Below are 26,527 nucleotides of genomic sequence, written 5' to 3'. Positions count from 1 at the left end.
GAATGGGCGGACCATGAGAGTGCGTAGAACCCGGGAGAAGCCCACAGTCCCAACCAGGTCCGGCCCGGCTCCTGCCAGACTCGATCGGCGGACGAAAGACCTCACCAAGCGTTTGAGCGCAGGCGATATCGCGGTCATCAAACACGCCGACATCGACCGGATCTCTGCCGAGGCACTCGTTGCCTGCAGACCCGCCGCAGTCATCAATGCGGACAAGTCGATCTCCGGTCGCTACCCCAACCTGGGGCCCGGGATCATCGTCGACGCCGGAATCCCGCTGCTCGACGCCACCGGCCCGGAGATCTTCGACTTGGTCGAGGAGAACTCCCAGATCAGCATCGCCGATGACACGGTGCTCCTCGACGAGAAGGAGATCGCCAGCGGCATCGTCCAGACCTCGGAGACGATCGCGGAGGACATGCACGCAGCCGAGGCCGGAATGAACTCCGTGCTCGTGGATTTCGTCGACAACACGATCGAATACATCCGCAAGGACTCGGACCTGCTCTCGGCCGAACTCGTCGTCCCCGAGGTTGCCACGAAGTTCGATGGCAGACACGCCCTCATCGTCGTCCGCGGCTACCACTACAAAGAGGACCTCGCGATCCTCGCCTCCTACATCCGGGAGTATCGTCCGCTTCTCGTGGGCGTGGACGGTGGAGCCGACGCCATCATCGAAGCCGGTTACAAACCCGACATGATCGTCGGCGATATGGACTCCGTGTCCGACACCGCGCTGACCTCCGGGGCCGAGATCGTCGTCCACGCCTACCGGGACGGAAACGCACCCGGAACCGAGCGCGTCCATTCCCTGGGCGTCGACTGCGTCGCCTTCGCCGCCTCGGGCACCAGTGAGGACATCGCCATGCTGCTGGCCGACGACAAGGGCGCAAGCCTGATCGTGGCCGTGGGTACACACGACACCGTGATGGAATTCCTCGACAAGGGCCGAAAGGGCATGGCCTCGACATTCATCACGCGCCTGCGAGTGGGCTCGAAGCTCATCGACGCCAAGGGCGTATCGCTGCTGTACCGACAGCGGATCTCCAACCTGCAGCTGAGCATCCTGATCATCGCGGGCCTCGTCGCACTCGGTGTGGCACTGTTCGCAACAGCTGCCGGCCAGACGCTCATCGGACTCGTCGGAGCTCAACTCGACGGGGTCTTCGGTTGGATCGGCTCCCTGTTCGGCGGCGACCCCTCTGCATCCTCAGAATCTTCCAGCATCATTCAAGGACTGACCAGTGATTGATTTTCGTTACCACCTTGTCTCTCTCGTCTCGGTCTTCCTGGCCCTGGCGGTGGGAATCGTCCTGGGCGCTGGACCGCTGAAGGAGCCGATCGGTGAGTCACTGCAGAGCCAGGTCGACTCACTGCGCGCAGACCGTGACGATCTGCGCGCGAAGATCGATGCAGCCAACGGCAACATCGACAAGCAGAACGACTTCGTGACCTCTGCCGCCCCCGAACTCATCGGCGACACACTCAAGGGTGAAGACGTCAGCATCATCGGCGCACCGAATGCCGACCCCGAGCAGGTCGAAGAGGTCACCAACCGAATCAAGGAAGCCGGCGGAAAGATCGGCGGAGACGTCTCCTTCGTGGACGACACCCTGTCGCTGAAGGACTCCAAAGACTTCCTCAAAACCCTGAGAGACTCGGTGCCGAGCCTGCCGAAGGACGATTCGACGGCGCTTCGGTCCGCCCTCGTCATCGCTCTCACCGGCAAGGCCACGATGCTCGAAAGCGGTCAGGACCGGGACGCTGCGGAGAAGAAGTCCTCCGGAATCTTCGACGCCTTCGTCGACGCGGGACGCCTGCGTACCGACACCGACCACAAGCCGACCTCACTCTTCGTCGTCATCGATGATGAGAATTCGACGCTCGCCGATGAGACCGAGCCCAGCCCCGAGGCGACAAATGACAAGGCGAACCGCACCGTCATCACCGATTTCATCAATTCGCTGACCTCTGACGCGAAATCCGTGGTCGTGGCCGGAGACGCGGGCTCGGCCCAGAACGGGCTCGTGTCCATCCTCAGGACCGAGAAGTCGCGGGCCAGCACCGTCGACGGACTCGGCCTGGGAGCCGGGGCCGTCATCACCGTCCGCGCCCTTGCCGCAGGCGAAGCCGGAACCCATGGCCACTACGGCTTCTCCGATGATGCCGAAGAGATCATGCCTGGAAAGGGAAAGGACTGAGATGATCCGCTCACTCGTCAGCTCCGCCGTCGCCGGCCTCCTCGGCTACACGGCGACCAAGGCGATCCTGTCCTCGAAGCTGCGCACCCACGACAGGGTCGTGCGCACGAACCATGCCGGCCATGACGTCTCGCTTGTCGAAGGTCCAGCGGTGACCGCGGGACTGCTCGCCGGCAGCTTCCTCATCGAAGCACCACGTCAGCGTGCAGCAACCCTGCTGGTGACCACCGTCGCCGGAGGTCTGGGTGCGGTTGATGACTTCCTCGAATCCGGTGACTCGAAGGGACTGCGCGGTCACCTCAGCGCCCTGGCTCATGGTCAGATCACGACCGGTGGGATCAAGGTCATCGGAATCCCGCTGGCCTCGATCTCCGCTGCGACGATTCTGCGGGCCGGCACATGCACGAGCAGCCGCAGGCTGTTCGCCTCGAACTCAACGACGCCAGACCGGACCTGGCTGGGTTCCACGGTCGATGTCGTCGTCACCGGGGGAGTCATCGCCGGAACGGCGAACCTGTTCAATCTGCTCGATCTCCGCCCTGGACGCGCACTCAAGGCAGGGCTGCTGACGCTGTCCTTCATGCCCCACAAGCACGGCCTGACTTGGGCGCCCAGCGCAGCCATCGCCGGGGCCAGCGTCGCGGCGTGGCCAGACGACCTCGACGGTGAGGTGATGCTCGGGGACACGGGCGCCAACGCCCTCGGCGCCGCGCTGGGCACGATCGTCGCCGAGAACTCGACGGCCGCCCAACGTTGTCTGGTGCTGGCCGGACTGGCCGGCCTCACCCTGCTGAGTGAGAAGGTCTCGTTCACCTCCATCATCGAATCCACCCCCGGACTGCGTGAGATCGACGCCTTCGGCCGCGAGGCCGTGTGAGTAAGCTGGTTCGAGTCTTCGCCTCTGCGGCGCTGCTCGTCTCGGTCATCACCCTCTTCACCCGCCTCATCGGATTCCTGAGGTGGTTGGTCTTCTCGCCGACTGTGGGCGCCGGCACCGTCGGCACCGCCTACCAGTCGGCGAACCAGGTTCCCAACATCCTCTTCGAAGTCGTCGCCGGTGGCGCGCTGGCCGGAGCCGTCATTCCGCTCCTGGCGATTCCCCTGGCACGCTCGGACAAGGAAACGGCAGGACGCATCGCCTCGGCGCTCCTGACCTGGGCCGTCTCAGTCACCCTGCCGTTGAGCATCATCCTCGCAGTCTTCGCCGACCCGATCGCCAACCTGCTGATCGAGGATGGGGGCGAGCAGCACAGAGCCACCGCGGTCTTCCTGTTCATGTTCGCACCGCAGCTCGTCCTCTACGGCATCGGCGCCGTGCTCACCGGTGTCCTCCAGGCACACCGGAAGTTCCTCTGGCCGGCATTCGCGCCGCTGCTCTCGAGCCTCGTCGTCATCGGATGTTACTTCGCCTACCAGAGCGTCGGCGGCACCGACGGCACCTGGCAGTCCCACATCGGCTGGCTCGGCTGGGGCACCACCATCGGCGTCGCAGCCCTGGCACTGCCGCTGGCCCTGCCGATGCGCTCGACCGGTCTCACAATCTCGCCCACCTGGACCTTCCCTCCCGGTGTGGCCCATCGTGCACTGCGACTGGCCGGAGCGGGAATGGCCGCGCTGCTCGCTCAGCAGGCGGCAGTGCTGATGACGCTGAGAATGGCGAACTACTCCGGCGGTGAAGGCACCTACGTCCTGTTCGCCTATATCAACGCGGTCTACCTCCTGCCCTATGGGGTGCTCGCGATCCCGGTCGTCACCGTCATGTTCCCCTCCCTGTCCGGGTGGGTGGGGCGGACGAAGGATCCCGCTTCGAGCGCCGGGGACCGAGAAGCGGCCACGCTGCGCCTGCACCAGCTGACGTCGACGACCACGACGGTCATCGTCAGCATCGGCCTGCTGGGCACGGTGATCCTGATGACCGCCGCCGGCGCCCTGGAGACGTTCTTCACTGCCATCGATGCTGCCAGCGGACACGCCTCAGCGCCCTTCTCCTCGATGAGTCAGGCGATCATGGTCATGGCCCTCGCAGTCCCCGGCTGGTCCTTCGTCGCCTGGGGTACGCGCGTCTTCTACGCCATGGAACGCTCCCGCCATGCGGCCGTGGCCACAACGGTCGGCTGGGTCTTCGTCATCGTCGGCATGGTGCTCGCGATCCTGGTCACGAACGCAGACGGAGACCCCGGCCTGACCCTCGTGGCAATCTGCGCCGGCTATGTCCTCGGCATGAGCGTTGCCGGTCTGTTCCTGCTCGTCTCAATGCGCCGGGTCCTGGGAGCGGCTGGCCTGCGCGGCATTGTGCGCCGCAGCCTGCACTCCCTGCTGGCCGCGGCCGTCGCCTCAGCCGCCGGTGTCCTCGTGTCGGGGTGGCTGGTCGGCCCTCTCGGCACCGCAGCCGTGGGGTCGGTGATCAACGGCGTGGTCTCCGCTCTTGTCGGCGTGGTGGTCTTCATCGGCATCCTCGCCATCGACCGCAGCTATCTCACCGAGGTTCGCGGACTGCTGTCGAATCGCCGAGGTGGTCCCGACCTCGCCGAACAGACCGACCCTGCCGTACAGGCGCAGCGACCGATCACTCCGAGCGAGAATGAGGATGAGAGATGAGAATCGTCTACGTGCTCGGTACATCGACCGGGGGAGTGGGCACCCATGTGCGTGCCCTGGCCCGTGACGTCGCAGCCTCCGGCCATGAGCTCGGGGTCATCGGTCCTGCGTCCACCGATGAGCACTTCGGCTTCTCCTCTCTGCCCGGAGTCCGCTTCGCCGCACTCGACATGGGAACCGGAATCGGTGCCCGTGACGGCGCTCTGATCATCCGGCTGCGAAAGCTCCTCGGCGCCTTCAACGCCGACATCGTCCACGCCCACGGCTTCCGGGCAGGCTTCGTCACTCTGCTGTCGACGCGGTCCATTCGGCACCGCCCCCGCCTCATCATCAGCCTCCACAACCGGGCCAGTGGTCAGGGGTTGAGAGCCACGGTCGAGACCGGTATCGAGACTATGCTGGCCAAGGGCGCTGACCTGACGATCGGTGCCAGCACCGACTTGGTGGACAGGGCTCGGGAGCTCGGCGCACGCGATGCCAGGTTCGTGCCCGCCGCAGCCCCGGAAGTCCAAGAGGTCCCCGCCGAGGCGGCCGTTGCCACCCGTGCGGCACTGGCCGCGGAGTTCGGATTCGGGCCAAACGCGCTCATCGTGCTCGCCGTCGGGCGTGTCGCACCGCAGAAGAACTATCCGATGCTCGTCCGGGCGCTGGGCCACCTCGGCGGGCGTCAACAACCAGAACTCGTCTTCCTCATCGCAGGAGCCGCCGACCGCGCCGTCCTCGACGAGGTGCACGGGCAGTACGAGGACGTCGCCGCCACCTCGGCGGTGCCTGCTCTGCATTTCCTCGGCCCCAGAGACGATATCGCCGAACTCAATGCGGCCGCCGATCTCTATGTGCTCACCAGTGTTTGGGAGGCCCGTGCACTGGTGCTGCAGGAGGCGCTGATCTCCGGACGAGCCATCATTGCCACCCGTACAGGTGGCACGACGGAACTCGTCGGGGATGCGGGCATTCTCATCGATGACGATGATGACATGAGCCTTGCCGCAGCCATCGGCGAATTGGCCTCGGATCCCGCTCGCAGGGCCCAGCTGGCCGCCCTGGCCAAGGCCCGCGGAGCCCAACTTCCCGATGAGAGGGAAGTGGCCAAAGAACTGGTGGGCATATACACGGAACTCATGCCCTCCCAGGTAGGGTAGAAGCAGCGTCGATCTAATGAAAAGGATGAGGAAATGAGCGAATCCGGCGAGGTCCACCCACTCAGCGCAGACACGAGGATTCTGCATGTACTCGCCGAAACCACGGGTCCCGTCGTCGAAGTCGCGAAACTCGCAGTCCTCGGGCATCTGCGCGCCGGCTTCAAGGTAGCAGTCGCTGCCCACCGTTCGCTGCTGGGCACATTCGGAGTCCCCGAGGACCTGGCGGACAACTTCCGCGAGATCGAGCTGGCAGCCCGACGACGCTTCACCTTGGCAGATCCCAATACCGCATTCACTCTGCACAAGTACTACCAGCACGTGGACATCGTCCACGCCCACGGCCTGCATGCTGCGACCCTCGCCGGCCTCGCCTTCACCGGTCTCCCCGCCCGCCTGCACCCGAAGGTCGTCGCGACGATCGAGTCCTTCGACGCAGCCGGCGTGATCGAGAAGACCGGCGCGGAGATCGTCGGTCGCACCGCAACCGCGCTCCTGGGCACCACCGAACCGGTCGTCGACTACTTCGGGGGCAAGGTCCCGATCGTCGAACGCGCCGAGCTCGTCCACCCGGACATCGACGTCGACCTCACCGTCAGGACACCGCGTGCACAGGTGCGCCGGGAACTCGGCGTCGAAGAGGGCACGTGGATGGTCGCCAGCCCCATTGCCCTACGCGACCACACCGCTCTGGCCACGGTCCTCGATGCGGCCGACCAGATCAACACGAAGCGGCCCGGCCGTTCCGTCGTCACGGTCCTCACAGGCACCGGCAAGGACCGGGCCACGATTGAGTCCGCCTTCGCCGACCGCGGCGTCATCGTCGCCCCGTCCGGTGACCTCGTCGACGTCGCAGCTGCCGCGGACGTCGTCATCGCCAGCGAGACCATGACAGGACTCAGCCATGAAGACCTCATGCAGCTGTCGAAGCCGGCCGTCTTCATCGGCAACCAGAGACGCGCCGGCATCTGGGGCGCTGCGGCCAAGGCCGTCGCAGCTGACGACACCGACGCGCTTCTGAGTGAGATCAATCATCTTCTCGACGACCCAGCCGGACGTGGATCGCAGGCTGTGGCCGCGAAGAAACGCGTGATTGACGTGAACAACGGGGCAGCGATCTCTGCGACGCTGCTTGACCTCTACGCCGAAGTCGCCGAATCGTCGGATTCGTGAGCCCAACTTTGATAGGATCAAATCCCGTGGTGAATCGAACTGGCCCAGGCGGCACAAATACGGCAAAGCACATCTTCGTCACGGGAGGCGTTGCCTCTTCGTTGGGCAAGGGACTGACGGCTTCGAGCCTCGGCCACCTGCTCACTCAGCGCGGACTCTCGGTAGCAATGCAGAAGCTGGATCCCTACCTCAATGTGGATCCCGGAACAATGAATCCCTTCCAGCACGGTGAGGTCTTCGTCACCGAAGACGGTGCTGAGACCGACCTCGACATCGGCCATTACGAACGTTTCCTCGACGTTGATCTCGACGGCGCAGCCAACGTGACGACCGGACAGGTCTACTCCTCGGTCATCGCCAAGGAGCGTCGCGGGGCCTACCTCGGCGACACCGTTCAGGTCATCCCGCACATCACCGACGAGATCAAGTCGCGGATGCGGGCCCAGGCCGAACGTCCCATCGACGAACGTCCCGATGTCATCATCACCGAGATCGGCGGAACCGTCGGTGACATCGAATCCCAGCCGTTCCTCGAGGCCGCACGTCAGGTCCGACACGACATCGGCCGCGACAACGTGTTCTTCATCCACGTGTCCCTGGTTCCCTACCTCGGACCCTCCGGTGAGCTGAAGACGAAGCCGACTCAGCACTCTGTGGCAGCACTGCGCTCGATCGGCATCCAGCCTGACGCGATCGTGCTGCGCTCCGACCGGGAGCTTCCGGACTCGATCCGCACGAAGATCGCCTCCTCCTGCGACGTGGAATCCGACGCCGTCGTGTCCTGTGTGGACGCACCGAGCATCTACGACATTCCGAAGGTCCTCCACGACGGTGGCCTCGACGTCTATGTGATCCGTCGCCTCAACCTTCCCTTCCGTGATGTCGACTGGACGAAGTGGGACTGGGTTCTCGAACGCGTCCACAACCCAGAGCACGTCGTGCGCATCGGCATCGTCGGCAAGTACATCGACCTCCCGGACGCCTATCTGTCGGTCACCGAGGCATTGCGCGCCGGTGGATTCGCCAACAACGCCAAGGTCAAGGTCGAATGGATCGCCTCCGATGACTGCGACACCGAGGAAGGCGCTCGTGAGCGTCTGTCCGGTCTGGACGCGATCTGCGTGCCCGGCGGCTTCGGCATCCGCGGCATCGACGGCAAACTCGGCGCACTCGAATACGCCCGGACAAACGGCATTCCGACCCTGGGTCTGTGTCTGGGCCTGCAGTGCATGGTCATCGAATATGCCCGGAACGTAGCCGGCATCGACGAGGCGTCATCCTCCGAATTCGACCCCGATACGCAGGTCCCCGTCATCGCCACGATGGCCGAACAGCTCTCCATCATCGAAGGCGAAGGCGACCTGGGCGGAACCATGCGCTTGGGCACCTACGAGGCGAAGCTCGACGAAGGCAGTGTCGTCGCCGGAGTCTACGAATCGACGCTCATCACCGAACGTCACCGTCACCGCTACGAGGTCAACAACACCTACCGTGATCAGCTGGCCACGGCAGGTCTCCGCTTCTCGGGCACCTCGCCCAGCGGTGAACTCGTGGAATTCGTCGAGCTGCCGGAATCCGAGCACCCCTACTACGTGGCGACGCAGGCTCACCCCGAGCTCAAGTCACGCCCGACCAAGCCGCATCCGCTGTTCGCAGGGCTCGTGGCAGCGGCACTGAAGGCCAAGAAGTAGGCAGGACCCCCAAATGAGCGATCTGCGCGACGAGGCCTATACGCCGACCATCACCGCATCCGACGTGGTCTACCACGGAGCGGTCTGGAACATCCGGCGAGAGACCTTCGACCTGCCCGAAGCATCTGGGCTGGTGCGCGACATGATGGCTCACACGGGTGCTGTGGCCATCGCGTGCGTGGATGAGCAGGAGCGGATCCTGCTCATCCAGCAGTACCGCCATCCCGTCCGGGCCAGGCTCTGGGAAGTCCCCGCCGGTCTCCTCGATATCCCCGGCGAAGATCTCTTCGACGCTGCGAAGCGAGAACTGGCAGAAGAAGCCGATCTTCGAGCCGGGCGCTGGGAAGTCCTCACCGACTCCTGCCTGACACCAGGCGGCAGCAGCGAATCGATCCGCCTCTACCTGGCCCGGGACCTCGAGCTCATCGCAGACGAGGACCGGCACGCACGCAGCGAAGAGGAAGCGGGCTTCAGATTCCGCTGGGCCAGCCTCGACGAGGCTCTCGACGCAGTGAGTGCGGGGGAGATCACGAACTCGATCGCGCAGCTGGCGATCCTGCAGGTGGATCGCATCCTGCGTGCCGAAGCCGCTGGGGAGCCCATCAGAACCCGCAGCGTCGATGCGCCCCGCCGTCTCATTGATGGCCGTGACGATGCTGCTGACCAGGGCACTGCCGGCGGCTCAGACCGACCGCGAGCCTGAGGTCTGAGCCATGGCCCGGCACGGTGCCGAACTGCTCCCGGAGCTGCCGCAGTCGCTGTCCCGCGCCTTTGAGACGTACCTGAACTCACTGCGGTTCGAGCGTGGGCTCTCGCGGAACTCCATCGATGCCTACGCCCGTGACCTGGCCAGGTACGGCACCTGGCTGAACGGGCAGGGGATCGGCCACCTCGGCGAGGTCGAACGCACCCACGTCGAAGCCTTCGCTCTGCATCTGCTCGATGAGAACCTCGCCCCACGGACCCGTGCGCGAGCACTCGTCGCGGTGCGCCGGTTCCACGGATTCGCCCTCGGCGAGGGACTGGCGGCCACAGATCCCGCATCCGAGGTCAGCCCACCACAGGAAGGGCTGCGCCTGCCCAAGGCGCTGTCTCTGGATGATGTCGAAGCGATGCTGGCCACAACAGGCGGCGAGGAGCCCGCACAGATCAGAGCGGCCGCACTTCTGGAGCTGCTCTACGCAACGGGGGCACGGATCTCCGAAGCTGTCGGCATCGACCTCGACGACGTCGATCTCGAGACCAGCCTTGTACGCCTCTACGGCAAAGGCGGGAAGGAGCGGATCGTGCCCTTCGGCTCCCACGCCTCCACAGCACTTGGCGCCTGGGTGTCACGGACCAGACCGAGCATGGCCGCGAAGGCCAGATCATCAGCACCGGCCGGGGCCCTGTTCCTCAACGCGCGGGGGACCCGCCTGTCGCGTCAGACCGCGTGGCAGATCGTCAAGGATGCCGGCGAACTCGCAGGGCTGGAGGCTGAAGTCTCACCGCATACGTTCCGGCACTCGTTCGCGACACACCTGCTGGAGGGCGGAGCCGATATCCGCGTCGTCCAGGAACTGCTGGGACACGCGTCAGTCACAACCACGCAGATCTATACCAAGGTGTCAGAGGAAACATTGCGGGAAGTGTACGCGACCTCTCACCCCCGGGCGCGGTAGGGTTGGGGAAGAGAGCAACGAAAGGTGGCCATCCGAGTGATGAATACGCAACAGGCGCTGGATATTCCCAAGTCGAAATCCACTGACCCTGAGCAGCAGGACTTCGACGAACCAGCACCGCTGGACACTCATGGGCCTGCCCGCATCATCGCGATGGTCAACCAGAAGGGCGGCGTCGGCAAGACGACCTCGTCGATCAACCTCGGCGCCTCTCTGGCCGCCTACGGGCGCAAGATGCTCCTCGTCGACTTCGACCCGCAGGGTGCCTTGTCCGTCGGACTGGGCGTCAACCCATACGACCTGGAAATCAGCATCTACAACCTGCTGATGAATTCGCGGATGGATCCGCACGAGGTCATCGTCGGAACCGACTTCGAGAACATCGACATCCTCCCGGCCAACATCGATCTCTCCGCCGCCGAAGTCCAGCTCGTGGGCGAGGTCGCCCGTGAGCAGATCCTCTCACGAGTGCTGTCGAAGGTCACCGACGAATACGATGTCATCCTCATCGACTGCCAGCCTTCCCTGGGCCTGCTGACCGTCAACGCTCTGACGGCCGCGCACGGTGTCATCATTCCCCTCGAGACCGAGTTCTTCGCCCTTCGCGGCGTCGCACTGCTGGTGGAGACCATCGAGAAGATCCAGGACCGACTCAATCCCTCCCTCGTCGTCGACGGGATCCTGGCCACGATGTTCGACTCACGCACCCTCCACTCGAAGGAGGTCATGTCGCGCGTGACCGAGGCCTTCGATGACAAGGTCTTCGATACGGTCATCAATCGCACTGTGAAGTTCCCGGACGCCTCGGTCGCTGCCGAACCGATCACGAGCTTCGCCCCCAGGCACGCGGGCTCCGAGGCCTACCGGCGACTGGCCAGGGAGCTCATCGCCCGCGGAGGCGCACCCTGAGCGAGACCGTCAGTGAAGGGTTCCAGGTTGAGCTGGAGAACTTCTCCGGTCCCTTCGACCTGCTCCTGGGCCTGATCTCCAAACGTCGTCTCGACGTCACAGAGATCGCCCTCGCCGAGGTGACCGATGAGTTCATCGCCTACACGACCGGTCTGAGTCAACGGGCAGGTGCCAAAGCCGGTTCCAGCCTCGCCGAGATCTCCCAGTTCCTGCTGGTGGCTGCGACTCTCCTCGACCTCAAGACGGCACGTCTGCTGCCGAACGAAGACGGCGAAGAGGAACTCGACCTCGAACTGCTCGAAGCCCGCGATCTTCTCTTCGCCCGTCTGCTGCAGTACCGGGCCTATAAGTCCGTGAGCAGATTCTTCGCCGAAGCCATGGCCGCGGGATCGATCAGGGCGCCGCGCAGCGTTGGACTCGAACCCGAGTTCCAGGACGTGCTGCCGCCGCTGGAGATCCATATCGGTCCAGGTGAGCTGGCTGGACTCTATGCGACTGTGCTCCAACGCGACCACACGCCGCCGAGCGTCGCCGTCGACCACATCCACCTGCCGCTGGTCAGCGTCTCCGAGCAGCGCGGCCACATCCTCAGCCTGCTGCGATCCGGGGACCTCGACTTCCAAAGACTCCTCGACACGTCCGAGAACACCTTGGTCGTCGTGGCCCGATTCCTGGCACTGCTGGAACTGTTCAAGGTCGGCCTCTGCGACTTCGCCCAGGAGGAGCCGCTCGGACCGCTGTTCATCTCCCGCACCGAGTCCACCGACGACGGGGTGGACCTGCGCACCGAGGGGGAGTGGGACGGCGATGGGGAGTGGGACGGCGATGCGGAATTCGACGCCGAGAACGTCCACGGAGTCGCCGGAGAGAACGCTGAAGGCATCGCCGGCGAACCGGATAGTGCCCACGATGACGAAGAGGGATCTGCATGATCGATGACGAAATTCTGGCCGGGATCGAAGCGGTCCTCATGATCAGCGACTCCGCAGTGTCGGCGAATGAACTGGCCGCTGCCCTCGGACTCGACGAGGACACGATCACGGATGCCATTGCCGAGCTCAAGGCCGACTACGACGGCGGAGACGGCGGCCGGCAGCGCGGATTCGAGATCCGCCTGGTCGCCGGAGGCTTCAGGATATTCTCCCGCGGGGACTACCACGAGATCGTCAAGGACTTCCTCACATCTGGCCAGAGCGCGAAACTGTCGCAGGCCGCCCTCGAGACGCTCGCCGTCATCGCCTACCGGCAGCCGATATCGCGCCCGCGCATCGCCGCCATCCGCGGGGTCAGCGTCGACGGTGTCATTCGCACTCTGCTCCTGCGCGGACTCATCGTCGAAGCCGGGAAGGAAGCGACCACCTCGGCGCTGCTCTACACCACCACGCACCAGTTCCTCGACGCGTTGGGGATGAACAGCATCGACGACCTGCCGGAGATCGCTCCCTACCTTCCCGAAGACGCCGACGTCGCCGAATTGGGTGCCGACAACTCCGAGGTTCTGGCCTCCGCAGACGACGAAATGGCCGATCTCGACGACGAGATGTCACGAGTTGACGATTGATTTGAGAGAATGGAGTTTATGAGTCCATACCGTGATCCCCGAGCGCCAGGCGGGCGCAACAATCGTCCGACCCGAAAACAGCGATCCAGCACCTCTTCGAAGGGGTCCCAGCGTTCGCAGTCAGGCACGGGCCAGAAGTCGGATGCCCATGTCAGCGGGGGTGTGAGACTCCAGAAGATCCTCGCCGAGGCGGGCCTGGGCTCCCGTCGTGCATGTGAGCAGCTGATCCTCGACGGTCGGGTCGAAGTCGATGGTGCCATGGTGACCGAGCTGGGCACCCGAATCGACCCCGAGACCCAGTCCGTGTACGTGGACACAATGAGAATTTCGACACAGACCGCGAAGGTCTACCTGGTGCTGAATAAGCCCGCAGGTGTCGTGTCGACGATGAGCGATCCTGACGGTCGTCCCTGCTTGGCGGACTACGTCAACAACCACGTCGAACGACTCTTCCACGTCGGACGCCTCGACACGGAGACGGAAGGTCTCATCCTTCTGACCAATGACGGAGAGCTGAGCAACCGACTGGCTCACCCGCGCTACGAGATTCCCAAGACCTACCTTGCTCAGGTCAAGGGACAGCTGGCCAAGGACGTCAGCTCCCGCCTCAAGGCCGGCATCGACCTCGACGACGGCTTCGTCAAGGTCGATGGGTTCAAACTCGTGGACTCGACGCCTGGCAAGTCAGTGGTCGAACTGACTCTGCATTCGGGGCGCAACCGGATCGTGCGGCGACTGCTCAAGGAGGTCGGCAACCCGGTCGAGCGTCTGGTGCGGATCAAGTTCGGTCCGATCACTTTGGACGAACAGAAGCAGGGCAAGATCCGCCCGCTGCGCTCAGACGAGATCGGCGAGCTCTTCGAGGCCGTCGGGTTGTGAGAATCCACATCATCGGCACGGGTCTGCTGGGTGCAAGCCTCGGACTGGCGCTGAGCGCACAGAAGTACCAGGTCAGCCTCGAGGACACCTCACCGACTGCGCAGCAGCTGGCCGCCGATCTGGGTGCAGGGACGATCGTCGCCGATGGCAGCAACGGCGGCAATGCCAGCGACGACAGCAACGGCGGCAATGACAGCGACGACAGCGACGACAGCAATGGCGGCAGTGGCAGTGATGGCGATAGTGGCGGAGATCCACAGATCGTCGTCATCGCCACCCCACCCGATGTTGCGGCCCAGACCATCGCAGCGGCTCTGGAAACATACCCGAACGCGACGGTCACTGACGTCGCAAGCGTCAAGACCAGCCTGCTCGAATCGGTGCGTGATCTGGTCGAACAAGTCGAACTCGACCGCTACATCGGGTGCCACCCGATGGCAGGCCGGGAGAAGTCGGGAGCGATCGCTGCCCGGTCGGACCTGTTCACAGCTCGACCATGGGTGATCTGCTCGGACGAGAATACACCGCCCAACCGCCTCGGCGAGGTCGTGGCCATGGCGGAGGCCACCGGCGCCTCCGTCATCCACCTCGATCCGCGCATCCACGATGCTGCGGTCGCGAAGGTCTCCCACGTGCCGCAGGTCGTCGCCTCTCTCGTCGCCTCCCAGCTCCGGCATGCGCCGCTGGAGGAAGTCGCACTGGCAGGTCAGGGACTGCGAGACGTGACTCGGATCGCCGCCTCCGACCCGCGTCTGTGGACGCAGATCCTGGCTGGAAACTCCGAGGAGGTCCGCTCCGTGCTGTTGGATCTGCGGACGGAGCTCGACGAGGTCATCACCGCCTTGGAGATGGGCCCGGGCGCGACCGGTGCGCTGGCCAAGGCCATTGCCTTGGGCAACGAAGGTCACGATCGGATCCCGGGCAAGCACGGACAGGCTCCGACCAAATATGCTGTAGTCACGATCCTGATTCCAGACACCCCGGGGACCCTGGCCACACTGTTCAAGGACATCGGTGACCTGAACATCAACGTCGAGGACTTCCGGATGGACCACGCACCGGACCAGAAGCTCGGAATCGTCGATGTCTCGGTGGTACCTGCCACCCAGCAGGAACTTGAAATCGGTTTGTTGTCGAAGGGATGGCAGATTCCTGAATCCGCCATCGAGAAAGAGGGAATTGCATGAGCGTCGTCGCCATTGACGGACCAAGCGGGGTCGGCAAGTCGAGCACCGCGAAGGAAACGGCCCGCCGATTGGGCTACAGCTACCTCGACACGGGTGCCATGTACCGTGCGATGGCCTGGCTGTGCCTGAACCGGGGTGTGAGCGACCCGGTCGACGTCCTCGAACAGGTGCGCGGGGTCGACCTGGAGATCTCCACCGATCCGGACGAGTTCTTCGTCTCCGTCGACGGAATTGATGTCAGCGAGGAGATCCGTGAACCCGAGGTATCGGAGAACGTGCAGACTGTGTCTGCCGTCGTCGACGCCCGCGAAGAGCTCATCGACATGCAGCGGACCATCATCGCCGCAGCGCCCGAGGGAATCGTCGTCGAGGGGCGTGACATCACGACCGTCGTGGCTCCGGATGCCCCGGTCCGCATCCTCATGACCGCTCGTGACGAGGTGCGCGTGGCCCGCCGGGCCAAGGAGCTCCACGGAAATGCCGACGCCGAGGCTGTCGCCGCCACCCAATCCCAGGTCACAGGCCGTGACGCCAAGGACTCAGCGACAACAAGCTTCCTAGAGGCCTCCGAAGGCGTCTACACACTCGATACCAGTGACATCGATTTCGACCAGGTGGTCGAGACGGTGCTGAAACTGGTGAAGGACTCACAATGACTGAATCAGAATTCCACGAGAACCCGGACGAGCATCTTGCCGAGCGTCTCGAGAACATCAGCGACGAGGAGGCCGAGAAGAGGGCGACTGCTCTCGAGGCCGGTCTCTCCAGCTACGACCTCGAAGACGAAGACCGGGCACTGCTCGACGCCTACGGCTTCGAGTTCGAAGACGAAGAGTCCCGCGGGGCTGATCCCGTCCTGGCCGTCGTCGGTCGCCCCAACGTGGGCAAATCGACCCTGGTCAACAGGATCCTCGGCCGCCGCGAAGCCGTGGTCGAAGACGTCCCCGGAGTCACCCGTGACCGGGTGAGCTACCGGGCGGAATGGAACACGAAGGAATTCACCCTCGTCGACACCGGCGGCTGGGACTCCGATTCCAAGGGCATGGCCTCTCGCATCGCGATCCAGTCCGAGGTCGCAGTCGACATGGCCGATGCAGTGGTCCTCGTCGTGGATGCGACGACCGGCCCGACCGCGACCGATGAACTGGTCGTGAAGATGCTGCGGAGGAAGAAGAAGCCCGTCATCCTGGCAGCGAACAAGGTCGATGACGAACGCGGCGAGCTCATGGCCGCCGAGCTCTGGGGCCTGGGCCTGGGACAGCCATGGACGGTGTCCGGACTCCACGGTCGCGGGGTCGCTGACCTCCTCGACGAAGTGCTGACCATCCTGCCCGAGGTCTCCGCCGTCGAAACCCGCATCGAAGAGGGCGGACCGCGCCGGATTGCTCTGGTGGGTCGACCGAATGTCGGAAAGTCCTCCCTGCTCAACCAGCTCATCGGCTCCGACCGTGTGCTCGTGGACAATGTCGCCGGCACCACCCGGGACCCGGTCGACGAACTCATCGAGCTCGGTGACAAGCAGTGGCGTTTCGTTGACACCGCTGGCATCCGCCGTCGAGCACATCAGGCCAGCGGTGCTGACTTCTATGCGGCGCTGCGCACCCAGACCGCTCTGGAACGCGCTGAGCTGGCACTGGTCCTCCTCGAGGTCCAGGAACCGCTGAGTGAACAGGACGTCCGCATCGTCACGACGGCCGCCGAGGCGGGTCGTGCCGTGGTGCTGGCGTTCAACAAGTGGGATCTGCTCGACGACGAACGTCGCTACTACCTCGAACGTGAGATCGAACGGGACCTGGCACATGTGGCCTGGGCGCCGCGAGTGAACATCTCGGCGAAGACGGGACGCCACGCCGACAAGTTGGTCCCAGCGATGGAAGCGGCTCTGGAGGGGTGGGACACGCGCATCCCGACCGGACGACTCAACGCATTTCTCGGGGAACTGGTCGCAGCGAACCCCCACCCGGTGCGCGGAGGCAAGCAGCCGAGGATCCTGTTCGGAACCCAGGCACAGTCTCGCCCGCCGAAATTCGTGCTCTTCACCTCCGGCTTCCTCGATCCGGGGTATCGTCGTTTCATCATCAGGCGTCTGCGTGAGACGTTCGGGTTCAAGGGAACCCCCATCGAGGTGTCGATGCGGATCAGGGAGAAGCGGAAAGGGCGCTGAGTGAGCGATGACGGTCAGGTCCGCGAGCAGCCGCAGGGGCTGACTCGGGAGCATCGTCCTTGGCATACGAGTCAGCCAGCCAGGGTGCTGGTAGTTGCGCTGACTCTTGCCGGTCTCGCGTATACTCTGATGTTCTTCAGAGGACTGCAGGACATCGCCGCTCCGGTGTTCCTGGCGCTGAACTTCTACATCGTCGTCTATCCGCTGCAGAAGTATCTGACCAGGCTGAAGGTCCCACGGGCAATCGGTGCCTGCGTCTCGGTGATCCTCGTACTTGTGATGATCTTCGGGTTCTTCGGGCTGACGGCATGGTCCGTCGCCGAACTCGTGCTCCTCATCCCCAGCTACGGCGAACGGCTCGTGGCGACCTATCAGAGCGCCTTGGCCTTCCTGTCCGACATCGGTGTCACCTCCTCGGTGCTCGAAGAGCAGTTCAAACAGTTCAACGTCAGATCCCTCATCGATGCCGTCTATCCGCTGCTGACCAATGTCTCGCTTGTTGCGGGCCTGCTCACCACTGTGGTGATGGCAGTGTTCTTCGTGGCCATGGACTCCATGGGCTTCGACCGGCGCATGCGGATGCTGCTTGACGTCAAACCCTCGCTGTCGGCTTCGCTGGGCGGCTTCGCCAGCGGAGTCCGACGCTATTGGATCGTGGCGACGGTCTTCGGCCTCATCGTCGCTCTCCTCGACGTCATCGCCTTGGCAATCATCGATGTGCCGCTGATCTGGGTCTGGGGTGTGCTGGCATTCCTGACGAACTACATTCCGAACATCGGTTTCGTCATCGGTCTCATTCCTCCCGCGCTGCTCGCGCTCGTCGACGGCGGGTGGCAGGCGGGCCTGTGGGTCGTCATCGCCTACAGCGTGCTCAACTTCGTCATCCAATCGATCATCCAACCGAAGTTCACAGGAGAGTCGGTCGGAGTCACACCGTTGGTGTCCTTCCTGTCGCTGCTGTTCTGGGTGTGGGTGTTCGGATGGCTCGGCGCACTGCTCGCGCTGCCTGCGACACTGCTGTTGAAGGCGCTGCTCGTCGACGCGGACCCGAAGGCGAAATGGGTGAACATCCTCATCGCCTCCGACCCGGGGACTGCGAATTCGTCGACGGAGGAACCACCGGTGTCGCCTCTCGGGACTGCTGAGGAGGACTCTCCGACTGCGCCTTCGGGCCGATCAGAGCACAGCACCACCTCGGCGACCTCCGGGGAAGCTGCCTCTGGGACGTCGGGGGACGACGTCCCTGGGACGGCGGTAGAAGGCGAGACTCCTGAGTCACCTGATGAACAAGCTCCCGTGTCGACCTCGGGCAAGTCACCTGTGACGCGGGCAGACGAGTCCCCGACGAACTGACCCTGAGGGGCGACGGGCAAAGAATTGTCCGAGCGATTGCGCCTGGCCCCTCGCCTCGTGCGCTGTGAATGGTTAGCATGAAGTATGGCGACACTACTGAATATTCATCCTGAGAATCCACAGAACCGAATGATCGACAAGGCCGTGCAGACTCTGCGGGACGGCGGACTGATCGCCTACCCCACAGACTCGTGCTATGCGCTGGGCTGTGCCTTGGACAACAAGGCCGGGATCGAACGGATCACCCGCATCCGACAGTTGGACTCGAAACATCACTTCACTCTGATGTGCCGCGACTTCGCGCAGTTGGGACAGTTCGTCATCGTCGACAACTCTGATTTCAGGGTCATCAAGTCGATGACCCCGGGACCCTACACGTTCATCATGAAGGCGACGAAGGAAGTCCCACGTCGTATGATGCACGCCAAGAAGCACTCGGTCGGTGCGCGGATCCCGGAGAATGTGACAGCTCTGGCACTTGTTGAGGCAATGGGCGAACCCATTCTGTCATCGACGTTGCTGCTGCCTGGCGCAGAGGACCCGCTGACCCAGGCCGACGATGTCGTCGATCAGATCGGCCACGATGTGGATGTGGTCATCGAATCGGGAGTGCCGGGAACAGTTCCCACCTCCGTCATCGACTTCACCGGTCGGGTGCCGGAGGTCGCACGCGTCGGGGCCGGAGACGTTTCACGCTTCGAATGAGCGTCAGCGGTTCGAACGAGCTCGCTCACAGCCCCAGCTCACAGCCCCAGCTGACAGCCCCAGCTGACAGCCCCAGCTCACAGCCCCAGGTAGGCTGCTTGCACCTGGGGATTGTCGAGCAGCTTGTCGGCATCGTCGGCGAGCACGACGCGTCCTTCTGCCAGCACATAACCGCGGTGAGCGATCGCCAATGAAGCCTTCGCATTCTGCTCACTGAGCAGCACCCCGATCCCGTTCCTGTTGATCTGGGCAATCGACTCGAGCACCTGTTCGACAACGAGGGGTGCCAACCCCATAGACGGCTCGTCCAAGATCAGCAGACTGGGATCCGACATCAGTGCGCGACCGATCGCCACCATCTGCTGCTGCCCGCCTGACAGCGAACCTGCCGGCTGGGCCGACTTCTCCTTCAGGATGGGAAACAGCTCGAGCACTTCGTCAAGGATCTCCTCGGTGCGGGTGCGGTCCCTGTGCGGGTACGTGCCCAGCCGAAGATTCTTCTCCACTGACATCTTTCCGAACAGATGCCGCCCCTCGGGGCAATGTGCGATGCCGCGCTTGACGATGCTGTTGGGGCGCGTTCGTTGGATCGTCTGCCCGTCGTATTCGATCGTTCCCGAGCGAGTACGCAGAAGTCCGCTGATGGTTTTGAACAGGGTGGTCTTTCCAGACCCGTTCGCCCCAAGGATCACGGTCAGCTCACCGGGCCGGGCGGTGATGCTCACCCCGTGCAGCACATCAGTCGCGTCATAGCCGACGCTTATGTTCTCCAGAGAAAGCATCAGTTCTCCTCATCCTTGGTCGATCCCAGGTAGGCACGAATCACGTCTGGATTGCTCTGGATCTCCGCTGGGGAGCCGATCGCCAGCTTCTGGCCGTGATCGAGGACGAGGATCGTGTCCGCCAGGTCCATGATCATCGACATCTTGTGTTCGACCAACAGCACCGAGACCCCGCGACTGGGCAGGGAACGGATGAGGTTGCCGAAGTCCGTCGTCTCCTCCTCGGGAATGCCTCCAGCCGGCTCATCGAGGAGTATCAGCTCCGGTTCGGTCGCCAACGCCATGGCCACAGCCGTGCGCTTCTGCACTTCTTGCGGCACATTTGACGCAAGATCGTGTCGGAACTCGGCGACACCGCAGAAATCGAGTGCCTCGAGTGCCTTGTCGTGGTTGAGTGCGGATTCACGTCGATGCCGCGGAGTGTGGAAGATCGCGTCGAACACATTGGACTTCGAACGCACGATGCGACCGGCCAACACGTTCTCCAACAGCGTGGAATCGTCGAAGAGGTGCGTCGTCTGGAAGGTTCGCGCAATACCCCCGTTGACCGAGTTGTGCGGAGACGACTGTGTGATATCCCGACCGTTGAAGGACACGGTTCCGGCGGTGGGGCGATAGAACCCGTGGATGAGATTGAACAGCGTTGACTTGCCGGCACCGTTCGGGCCGATCACAGCGGTGATCTGTCCTTCCTGCACATCGAGATCGACGTTCTTCACGGCATCGAGGCCGCCGAAGCGCTTTCCGAGCCCTCGAATTTCGAGCAGCATCACTTCTCCTCATCGTCGGTGGTGATGGTGTCGGCAGTCGTTTCCCTGCGTTCAGCAGCCCCGGCACGAGTGGAGCCGTCTGAGTTGGCAGACTTGTCGGCCCGAACAGAGTCGTCCTTCGTGGCCGTGCCGCCTGCCTGTGCGGTGCCCTGCGACCGGGCAGCCCCATCCTTGTGGGCGGAACCGATTCGTCGCTTCCGAGCTCGTTTGTCGATGAACCCTCCCAGATACCCCACGATTCCGCGAGGTGCGAAGATCACAAGAGCAATGATGATGGGTCCGAGAACGATGAAACGGTAGGCCTGGAAGTCCTGGAAGAGTTCGAACAGGAAGGTCACAATCATGGTGCCCACCAGTGGCCCCGCGACCGTGCCCATTCCTCCGACCAGGATGAACATCAGGAACTCGAAGGTCTTGTCCACGGTCGCCGCATCGGGGCCTATGAAACCGACCACAGAGGCGTAGAGGCCGCCGCCGATCCCGCCGAAGAACGCCGAGGCGGCGAACGCGAGCTGCTTGCTCAGCCCCACATTGACGCCGATCGCATCGGCAAGGTCCTCGCTGGTTCGAATCGTCAGCAGCGTGCGTCCAACGCTGGAGCGTCGAATCGCGTAGGTGATGTAGACGCAGATCAGCAGAATGATGAAGACGAGGTAGAACATCGCTGTCGGATTGCTGAAGTCCACGATGTCTCCTGCCTCGGGGAACTTCACATTGTTGACGCCGGAATGGGCGTGAGTCACCGCCTCCCACCGGCTGATGGTCAGGTAGATGATGAAGCCGATGGCCATCGTGAAGATGGCGAAGTACTCGTCCTTCGTGCGCAGTGCGATCAGTCCGGACAGGTACCCGATGGCAGAAGTGCCGACCACTCCGACGAGGAAAGCCTGCCAGAACGACCAATCGAAATCGGTTGTCAGCAAGCCGACTGCGTATGCTCCGATGCCGAAGAAGCCGCCTTGGGCCAGAGACAGCTGGCCTGTGAAGCCGAGGATGATGTTCATCCCGTAGACCGCGATCGCCGAACACAGGCCGACGGTGATCACTCGCATGATGTAATTCTCATCGCCGAATGCCACTGGTGTCAGGGCAATGATGAGCAACACGGCCAAGGTTCCGATGATTCGAGGATTCTTCAGTGCACTCATCGCTGCACCGCCTTTGCGAACAGGCCCGTGGGTTTGATCGCCAGGACCGCCACCAGAACGATGAAGGCCACGGCCTCTCCGACGGCCGAGGAGATGTACGTCGATGTCATCGTCTCGGCGATGGCGAGTGCGAAGCTGCCGACGATGGCGCCCGGCAGTGAACCAAGCCCGCCGAGGATGATGATCGCGAACACCTTGAGGTTGAGCGAATCACCCATGGTGGGGGAGAGGAGGTTGATGGGAGACACGAGACCGGCGGCGATTGTCACCAGCAGTGCCGATAGGCCCAAGGTGAGCATCGAGACCATCGCGGGGTTGATCCCGACCAGAGCGGCTCCGGTGCGATCCTGTTCGATTGCCTCGATCGTCTGGCCGTGAATGGACCGTTTGATGAACCAAGTCAGCAGGGAGAGCACAACGACCGCAGTCACGATGATCACGATGCGCTGGGCGGAGATCTCTGCGCCCAGAATGTGCACGCTCCCGGAGATCGGTGTCTCCATCCGCCGGAAATCAGCACCCCAGATCGCCTGCGCGACGGCCTGGAAGAAGAACATAGCACCGATGGCGGCAATCATGTGATGAGTGTGCGGTGAGTTGCGCAGCGGGTGGAAGACCAAGCGTTCGAGCAGCACACCGAGGACGAACAGGATGAGCGCCGCAATGCCGATGGCAGCCACGTAGGGCACACCGACAGTGGTCAGAAAGAAGTACGTGACATAGGCGCCGAGCATGTACAGCGAACCGTGCGCGAGGTTGGGAATGCGCAGGACGCCGAAGACCAGTGTCAGGCCGATTGCGGCAAGGCAGTACACACCGCCGAGTGCAACGCCGTTGAAGAGCTGTTGGGTGAAAAGTGTCATGAAGCGAATCCTCACAGGACGTCAGACGGCGCGACAGCGGGGTATGAAGCTCATACCCCGCTGTGGGAAGCGCCGACGGTGGAGACTACTTGGCGTCGGAAACCTGTTCGACGGGTACCTTCGTGTACTTCTCGTCCTTGTCCAGGTAAGTGACCTCCAAATCGGGATTCATCAAATGCCCTTGATCAGTGATTTTCGTCGGGAAGCCGTTGACTTTGTACTTGTCGTCGACCTTGCTCAGCGCATCCGGTACTGCCGCCCGGATCTTCTCGGGATCGCTGGTGGTCCCTGCGACTTCCATCGCCTTGGCGATGATCGCGATGCTCTGATAGTTCAGTGCCGTCTCGCTGGTTGCCACCTTCTTCTCACCGGCAACCTCCGCGAACTTCTTCAGGAAGCCCTTCGTGCCCGGATCATCGTATTCCTTGACAGGCAGCACCCCGACGGAATTCGTCAGGTTCTTGGGCTTCGTCACGGTCGCCATCTCGTCGAGCTTCGCCTGGTCCATGACGAGGAAGCTGCCCTTGAAGCCCTGCTTCTTCGCTTCTTCCATGATCAGCGCGGTCGGCTGTGAGGGGCCACCGACGAAGATGCTGTCCGGCTTCTCGGACAGGGCCTTCGAGACAGGGCCTGCGAAGTCAGACACGGTGGCGTAGTCAATGCTGTTGTCTGCACCGATCTTGCCGTCCGCCTTCTTCCACTCGTCCGTGATCGCCTTCGTCCACTGCTGACCGTATTCACTCTGTGTACCGAGCAGCGCGAGCTTCTTGCCACCATTCTTCATTCCCTGTTCGGTGAACGGCTTGGCGTAGGACTCGAAATTCGGCGGAATCATCATCGTCAGCGGATTGTCAGACTGCACGATGGCGGGATCCGAGGTGTACGCGGAGATCATGAACTTGGATCGGCCGTTGTTGATCTGCTGGATCGCTTTGATCGCGCCGGCGTTGGGGGAGACGACGACTGGCGCTTTGTCCTGGTCTGCCAGTCGCTGAGCGTTGCTGGCCGCGGTGGAGGGCGCGTACTTGTCATCAAGGGATTTGAGCTCGATGGTGACCTTCTTCCCGTCGACTTCGAGCCCATCCTTGTTGAGGTCATCGACAGCCATCTGGAGGCCAGTCTGGACGTTCTCTCCATAGGCCGCGCCGCCGCCGCTCAGGGGGCCGGTATAGCCGATGACGACCGAGCCGTCGCCACCGGAGTCACCGCTTCCACCGCCCCCACCACAGGCGCCGAGGGTCAGTGCGAATGTGCTGATCACGGCCGCCGCAAGCACAGGACGGCTCGCCCTTCGCGGGATTGAGGTCATCTTTTCTCCTTTGAAAAGTGAGACGGAGCAACAGCGCTCCTCAAGGTTGTCGGGATGCCTGAGCGGAAGCCCGAAGCCAATCTGAACGAATATTCGATTGAGGCTTAGAATGGAACCTATACATCATCAAATGTGATGTCAATCGCATTTTCGAAATCCCTGACATCTGTCCTCAATTCTTGTGGGGCGGCTGGTTCGTTCCTGACGTGTTCGTCCCTGGCTTGCACCCGATTCGCACTGACGTCGGCATTCGGCAGAGTCGGGTGAAAATCGCGGTCCAAAGTTTGAGCAAACAATCGTTCAGTTACTTTTGTGGTCTATGGTGGAAACTGCGAGAGGTGAGATCCAAGTCACCCTCTTCGTCATCAATTACGAACTATCATCTCGGAGGAAAATCGTCATGACTCGGACAGCAATCGTCACTGGTGGCGGCCGCGGCATCGGAGCCGCCATCGCCCAGCGCTTGGCCTCGGATGGAATGAACGTCGCGATCCTCGACATGGGCCCCACCGAGGATTCGGTTAAGGCTGTCGAATCCGCAGGTATGAAGGGGCTGGGAGTCGACACCGATGTCTCTGACGAAGCCTCCGTGGAGTCCGCTGTGAAGACTGTCGCGGAGACTCTCGGTGCTCCGACTGTCCTCGTCAACAATGCCGGCATTCTCCGGGACAACCTGCTGTTCAAGATGACTCATGAGGAATTCCAAAAAGTCCTCTCCGTTCACCTCGGCGGGGCATTTCTGATGACCAAGGCCGTTCAGTCATACATGGTGGAAGCGAAGTTCGGGCGCATCGTGTCGATGTCGTCGACATCGGCGCAGGGCAACCGTGGGCAGACGAACTACTCCGCTGCCAAGGCGGGGATCCAGGGGATGACGAAGACGTGGTCGATCGAACTCGGCAAGTTCGGGGTCACGGCAAACGCGATCGCACCCGGCCTTATCGAAACAGATATGACCAAAGCCACCGCTGAGCGGATGGGCGTGAACTATGAGGACTTCATCGCAGCGGGAGTCGGCCAGATTCCGGTGGCGCGCACGGGAAAACCCGAAGACATTGCCCACACCGCCTCATTCCTCGCCTCCGAAGGCGCCGGGTTCGTCTCCGGGCAGGTCATCTATGTGGCCGGAGGGCCCAAGGACTGACCCGCAGCGAATTCTGGTTCCACGATCATCGCGGCGAACTCAGGTCCGGCGCACCACACTGAAGAAAGGCACGTCATGCGCGAAGCAGTTATCGTCTCCACCGCCAGAACTCCGATCGGAAAGGCGTACAAAGGAGCGTTCAATAACACTCAGGCCCAGGAACTTGCTGGCCACGCCATTTCTCACGCTGTCTCACGGGCTGGCCTGGAAGGGGGCGAAGTCGATGACGTCATCCTCGGTGCGGCCCTCCAACAGGGCAGCCAGTCCACCAACGTCGCGCGCCAAGCGGCACTCCGAGCAGGTCTCCCCACAACAGTCCCCGGAATGACGATCGATCGTCAGTGCTCCTCCGGTCTGATGGGCATTGCGACGGCAGCGAAGCAGATTCTCTTCGACGGCCAGGAGATCGCAGTCGGCGGCGGCGTTGAGTCGGTGTCGCTGGTGCAGAACGACAAGATGAACATGTACCGGGCGCAGGACCCATGGCTGGTCGAAAATGTTCCCGGAATCTACTACCCGATGCTCGCCACCGCCGAGGTGGTTGCCGAACGGTATGGCATCAGTCGTGAAGCGCAGGACGAATACTCGCTGTCCTCGCAGCAGCGGACTGCCGCCGCTCAGGAGGCCGGCCGGTTCGACGATGAGATCGTACCGTTGCCGACGACGAAGATCGTCGTCGACAAAGAGACGAAGGAATCGTCAACCCAGCAGGTGACGCTTGACCGTGACGAGGGGAACCGCCCATCGACGACATTGGAGAGTTTGGCAGGGTTGAATCCCGTGCTCAAGCCTGGCGATGCGTCCAAGGTTCCGAGCATCACTGCGGGCAATGCCTCACAGCTTTCCGACGGCGCTTCTGCTTCAGTGCTGATGTCGGGCGACGAGGCGAGTCGGCGAGGCTTGGAACCACTGGGCATCTATCGAGGTATGGCAGTAGCCGGCTGTGATCCCGACGAAATGGGGATCGGACCCGTCTTCGCGATTCCGAAGCTGCTCAAGGCGCAGGGGCTGTCAATCGATGACATCGGACTGTGGGAGCTCAACGAAGCATTTGCGGTGCAGGCTCTCTACTGCCGTGAACGGTTGGGGATTGATCCCGAGAAGTACAACGTCGATGGTGGAGGCATTTCAGTCGGTCACCCATACGGAATGACCGGTGGTCGCCTTGTCGGCCATGCTCTTATCGAGGGACGTCGTCGCGGGGTCAAGTATGTAGTCGTCACGATGTGCATCGGCGGCGGCCAGGGTGCTGCGGGGCTCTTCGAGGTCTGCTGAGTCAACACAACGCGC

25 protein-coding genes are annotated in these 26,527 nt (G+C 62.9%); 20 read left to right on the top strand and 5 right to left on the bottom strand.

Features of this window, described 5'->3' with window-relative positions; translation table 11 throughout:
• The first annotated feature begins 13 nt into the window (after window positions 1-13).
• The 18 genes from steA (at window position 14) to JFC13_RS07445 (ending at window position 19,221) form a co-directional block, all read left to right on the top strand.
• Window positions 14-1,252 carry a putative cytokinetic ring protein SteA gene (steA, locus tag JFC13_RS07530; protein WP_198396452.1) on the top strand — a complete coding sequence of 413 codons (1,239 nt, stop codon included), beginning with the start codon at window positions 14-16 and terminating at the stop codon, window positions 1,250-1,252.
• The gene (locus JFC13_RS07525; RefSeq protein ID WP_198396451.1) at window positions 1,245-2,201 is read left to right on the top strand and encodes a copper transporter; all 957 of its coding nucleotides are present in this window, start codon (window positions 1,245-1,247) and stop codon (window positions 2,199-2,201) included. The genes steA and JFC13_RS07525 overlap by 8 nt, the downstream gene beginning before the upstream one ends.
• 1 nt (window position 2,202) lies before the next feature.
• Window positions 2,203-3,078, top strand: a complete 876-nt coding sequence (locus JFC13_RS07520) for a hypothetical protein (RefSeq protein WP_198396450.1) — start codon at window positions 2,203-2,205, stop codon at window positions 3,076-3,078.
• Window positions 3,075-4,799, top strand: a complete 1,725-nt coding sequence (gene murJ / locus JFC13_RS07515; protein ID WP_198396449.1) for a murein biosynthesis integral membrane protein MurJ — start codon at window positions 3,075-3,077, stop codon at window positions 4,797-4,799. Before JFC13_RS07520 ends, murJ begins: the two co-directional genes overlap by 4 nt.
• Entirely contained in the window at window positions 4,796-5,941 is a 1,146-nt protein-coding gene (locus tag JFC13_RS07510; RefSeq protein ID WP_198396448.1) for a glycosyltransferase family 4 protein, read from the top strand. Before murJ ends, JFC13_RS07510 begins: the two co-directional genes overlap by 4 nt.
• A 33-nt stretch (window positions 5,942-5,974) precedes the next feature.
• Complete coding sequence (locus JFC13_RS07505) at window positions 5,975-7,111, top strand: group 1 glycosyl transferase (protein ID WP_198396447.1); 1,137 nt, start codon at window positions 5,975-5,977, stop codon at window positions 7,109-7,111.
• A gap of 8 nt (window positions 7,112-7,119) precedes the next feature.
• Window positions 7,120-8,802: a CTP synthase gene (locus tag JFC13_RS07500; RefSeq protein ID WP_232488360.1), complete on the top strand. Its 1,683-nt coding sequence runs from the start codon at window positions 7,120-7,122 to the stop codon at window positions 8,800-8,802.
• Between the two features lie 13 nt (window positions 8,803-8,815).
• Window positions 8,816-9,505: an NUDIX domain-containing protein gene (locus JFC13_RS07495; RefSeq protein WP_198396445.1), complete on the top strand. Its 690-nt coding sequence runs from the start codon at window positions 8,816-8,818 to the stop codon at window positions 9,503-9,505.
• A gap of 10 nt (window positions 9,506-9,515) precedes the next feature.
• Window positions 9,516-10,463 (top strand): site-specific tyrosine recombinase XerD, encoded by a 948-nt coding sequence (gene xerD, locus JFC13_RS07490; protein ID WP_198396444.1) that lies wholly within the window; start codon window positions 9,516-9,518, stop codon window positions 10,461-10,463.
• 39 nt (window positions 10,464-10,502) lie between these two features.
• On the top strand, window positions 10,503-11,372 hold the full coding sequence (locus tag JFC13_RS07485) for a ParA family protein (protein WP_198396443.1): 870 nt from the start codon (window positions 10,503-10,505) through the stop codon (window positions 11,370-11,372).
• Complete coding sequence (locus JFC13_RS07480) at window positions 11,369-12,304, top strand: segregation and condensation protein A (RefSeq protein ID WP_232488359.1); 936 nt, start codon at window positions 11,369-11,371, stop codon at window positions 12,302-12,304. Before JFC13_RS07485 ends, JFC13_RS07480 begins: the two co-directional genes overlap by 4 nt.
• The gene (gene scpB / locus JFC13_RS20000) at window positions 12,301-12,933 is read left to right on the top strand and encodes an SMC-Scp complex subunit ScpB (RefSeq protein ID WP_198396442.1); all 633 of its coding nucleotides are present in this window, start codon (window positions 12,301-12,303) and stop codon (window positions 12,931-12,933) included. Before JFC13_RS07480 ends, scpB begins: the two co-directional genes overlap by 4 nt.
• A gap of 18 nt (window positions 12,934-12,951) precedes the next feature.
• A complete protein-coding gene (locus tag JFC13_RS07470; protein ID WP_232488296.1) occupies window positions 12,952-13,812 on the top strand; it encodes a pseudouridine synthase in 861 nt (286 codons plus the stop codon).
• Window positions 13,809-14,999, top strand: a complete 1,191-nt coding sequence (locus JFC13_RS07465) for a prephenate dehydrogenase (protein WP_198396440.1) — start codon at window positions 13,809-13,811, stop codon at window positions 14,997-14,999. The genes JFC13_RS07470 and JFC13_RS07465 overlap by 4 nt, the downstream gene beginning before the upstream one ends.
• Window positions 14,996-15,655 carry a (d)CMP kinase gene (cmk, locus tag JFC13_RS07460; protein ID WP_198396439.1) on the top strand — a complete coding sequence of 220 codons (660 nt, stop codon included), beginning with the start codon at window positions 14,996-14,998 and terminating at the stop codon, window positions 15,653-15,655. Before JFC13_RS07465 ends, cmk begins: the two co-directional genes overlap by 4 nt.
• Complete coding sequence (gene der / locus JFC13_RS07455) at window positions 15,652-17,163, top strand: ribosome biogenesis GTPase Der (protein WP_198396438.1); 1,512 nt, start codon at window positions 15,652-15,654, stop codon at window positions 17,161-17,163. The genes cmk and der overlap by 4 nt, the downstream gene beginning before the upstream one ends.
• Window positions 17,164-18,516, top strand: a complete 1,353-nt coding sequence (locus JFC13_RS07450) for an AI-2E family transporter (protein ID WP_332839357.1) — start codon at window positions 17,164-17,166, stop codon at window positions 18,514-18,516. It begins immediately after the preceding gene.
• 84 nt (window positions 18,517-18,600) lie between these two features.
• The gene (locus JFC13_RS07445) at window positions 18,601-19,221 is read left to right on the top strand and encodes an L-threonylcarbamoyladenylate synthase (protein ID WP_198396437.1); all 621 of its coding nucleotides are present in this window, start codon (window positions 18,601-18,603) and stop codon (window positions 19,219-19,221) included.
• 77 nt (window positions 19,222-19,298) lie between these two features.
• Here the strand turns inward: JFC13_RS07445 and JFC13_RS07440 are convergent, their stop codons facing one another.
• The 5 genes from JFC13_RS07440 to JFC13_RS07420 form a co-directional block, all read right to left on the bottom strand.
• Complete coding sequence (locus tag JFC13_RS07440; RefSeq protein WP_198396436.1) at window positions 19,299-20,003, bottom strand: ABC transporter ATP-binding protein; 705 nt, start codon at window positions 20,001-20,003, stop codon at window positions 19,299-19,301.
• Window positions 20,003-20,773, bottom strand: coding sequence for an ABC transporter ATP-binding protein (locus JFC13_RS07435; RefSeq protein ID WP_232488295.1), 771 nt, complete (start codon window positions 20,771-20,773; stop codon window positions 20,003-20,005). The genes JFC13_RS07440 and JFC13_RS07435 overlap by 1 nt, the downstream gene beginning before the upstream one ends.
• Window positions 20,773-21,921, bottom strand: a complete 1,149-nt coding sequence (locus tag JFC13_RS07430) for a branched-chain amino acid ABC transporter permease (RefSeq protein ID WP_232488294.1) — start codon at window positions 21,919-21,921, stop codon at window positions 20,773-20,775. Before JFC13_RS07430 ends, JFC13_RS07435 begins: the two co-directional genes overlap by 1 nt.
• Window positions 21,918-22,784, bottom strand: a complete 867-nt coding sequence (locus tag JFC13_RS07425) for a branched-chain amino acid ABC transporter permease (protein ID WP_198396434.1) — start codon at window positions 22,782-22,784, stop codon at window positions 21,918-21,920. Before JFC13_RS07425 ends, JFC13_RS07430 begins: the two co-directional genes overlap by 4 nt.
• 85 nt (window positions 22,785-22,869) lie before the next feature.
• The gene (locus JFC13_RS07420; RefSeq protein ID WP_198396433.1) at window positions 22,870-24,093 is read right to left on the bottom strand and encodes an ABC transporter substrate-binding protein; all 1,224 of its coding nucleotides are present in this window, start codon (window positions 24,091-24,093) and stop codon (window positions 22,870-22,872) included.
• Between the two features lie 400 nt (window positions 24,094-24,493).
• On the opposite strand from JFC13_RS07420, the gene JFC13_RS07415 reads away from it, so the two are divergent.
• Both JFC13_RS07415 and JFC13_RS07410 read left to right on the top strand, forming a co-directional pair.
• Complete coding sequence (locus JFC13_RS07415; protein WP_198396432.1) at window positions 24,494-25,237, top strand: SDR family oxidoreductase; 744 nt, start codon at window positions 24,494-24,496, stop codon at window positions 25,235-25,237.
• Between the two features lie 75 nt (window positions 25,238-25,312).
• Window positions 25,313-26,512, top strand: a complete 1,200-nt coding sequence (locus JFC13_RS07410; protein WP_198396431.1) for an acetyl-CoA C-acyltransferase — start codon at window positions 25,313-25,315, stop codon at window positions 26,510-26,512.
• The last annotated feature ends 15 nt before the right edge of the window (window positions 26,513-26,527 follow it).

The sequence above is a fragment of the Brevibacterium antiquum genome (genome assembly GCF_016107655.1).
Lineage (GTDB): Bacteria > Actinomycetota > Actinomycetes > Actinomycetales > Brevibacteriaceae > Brevibacterium > Brevibacterium antiquum.
Note: the sequence above shows the minus strand (reverse complement) of the source record. Positions and strands in the feature narration are given on the sequence as shown.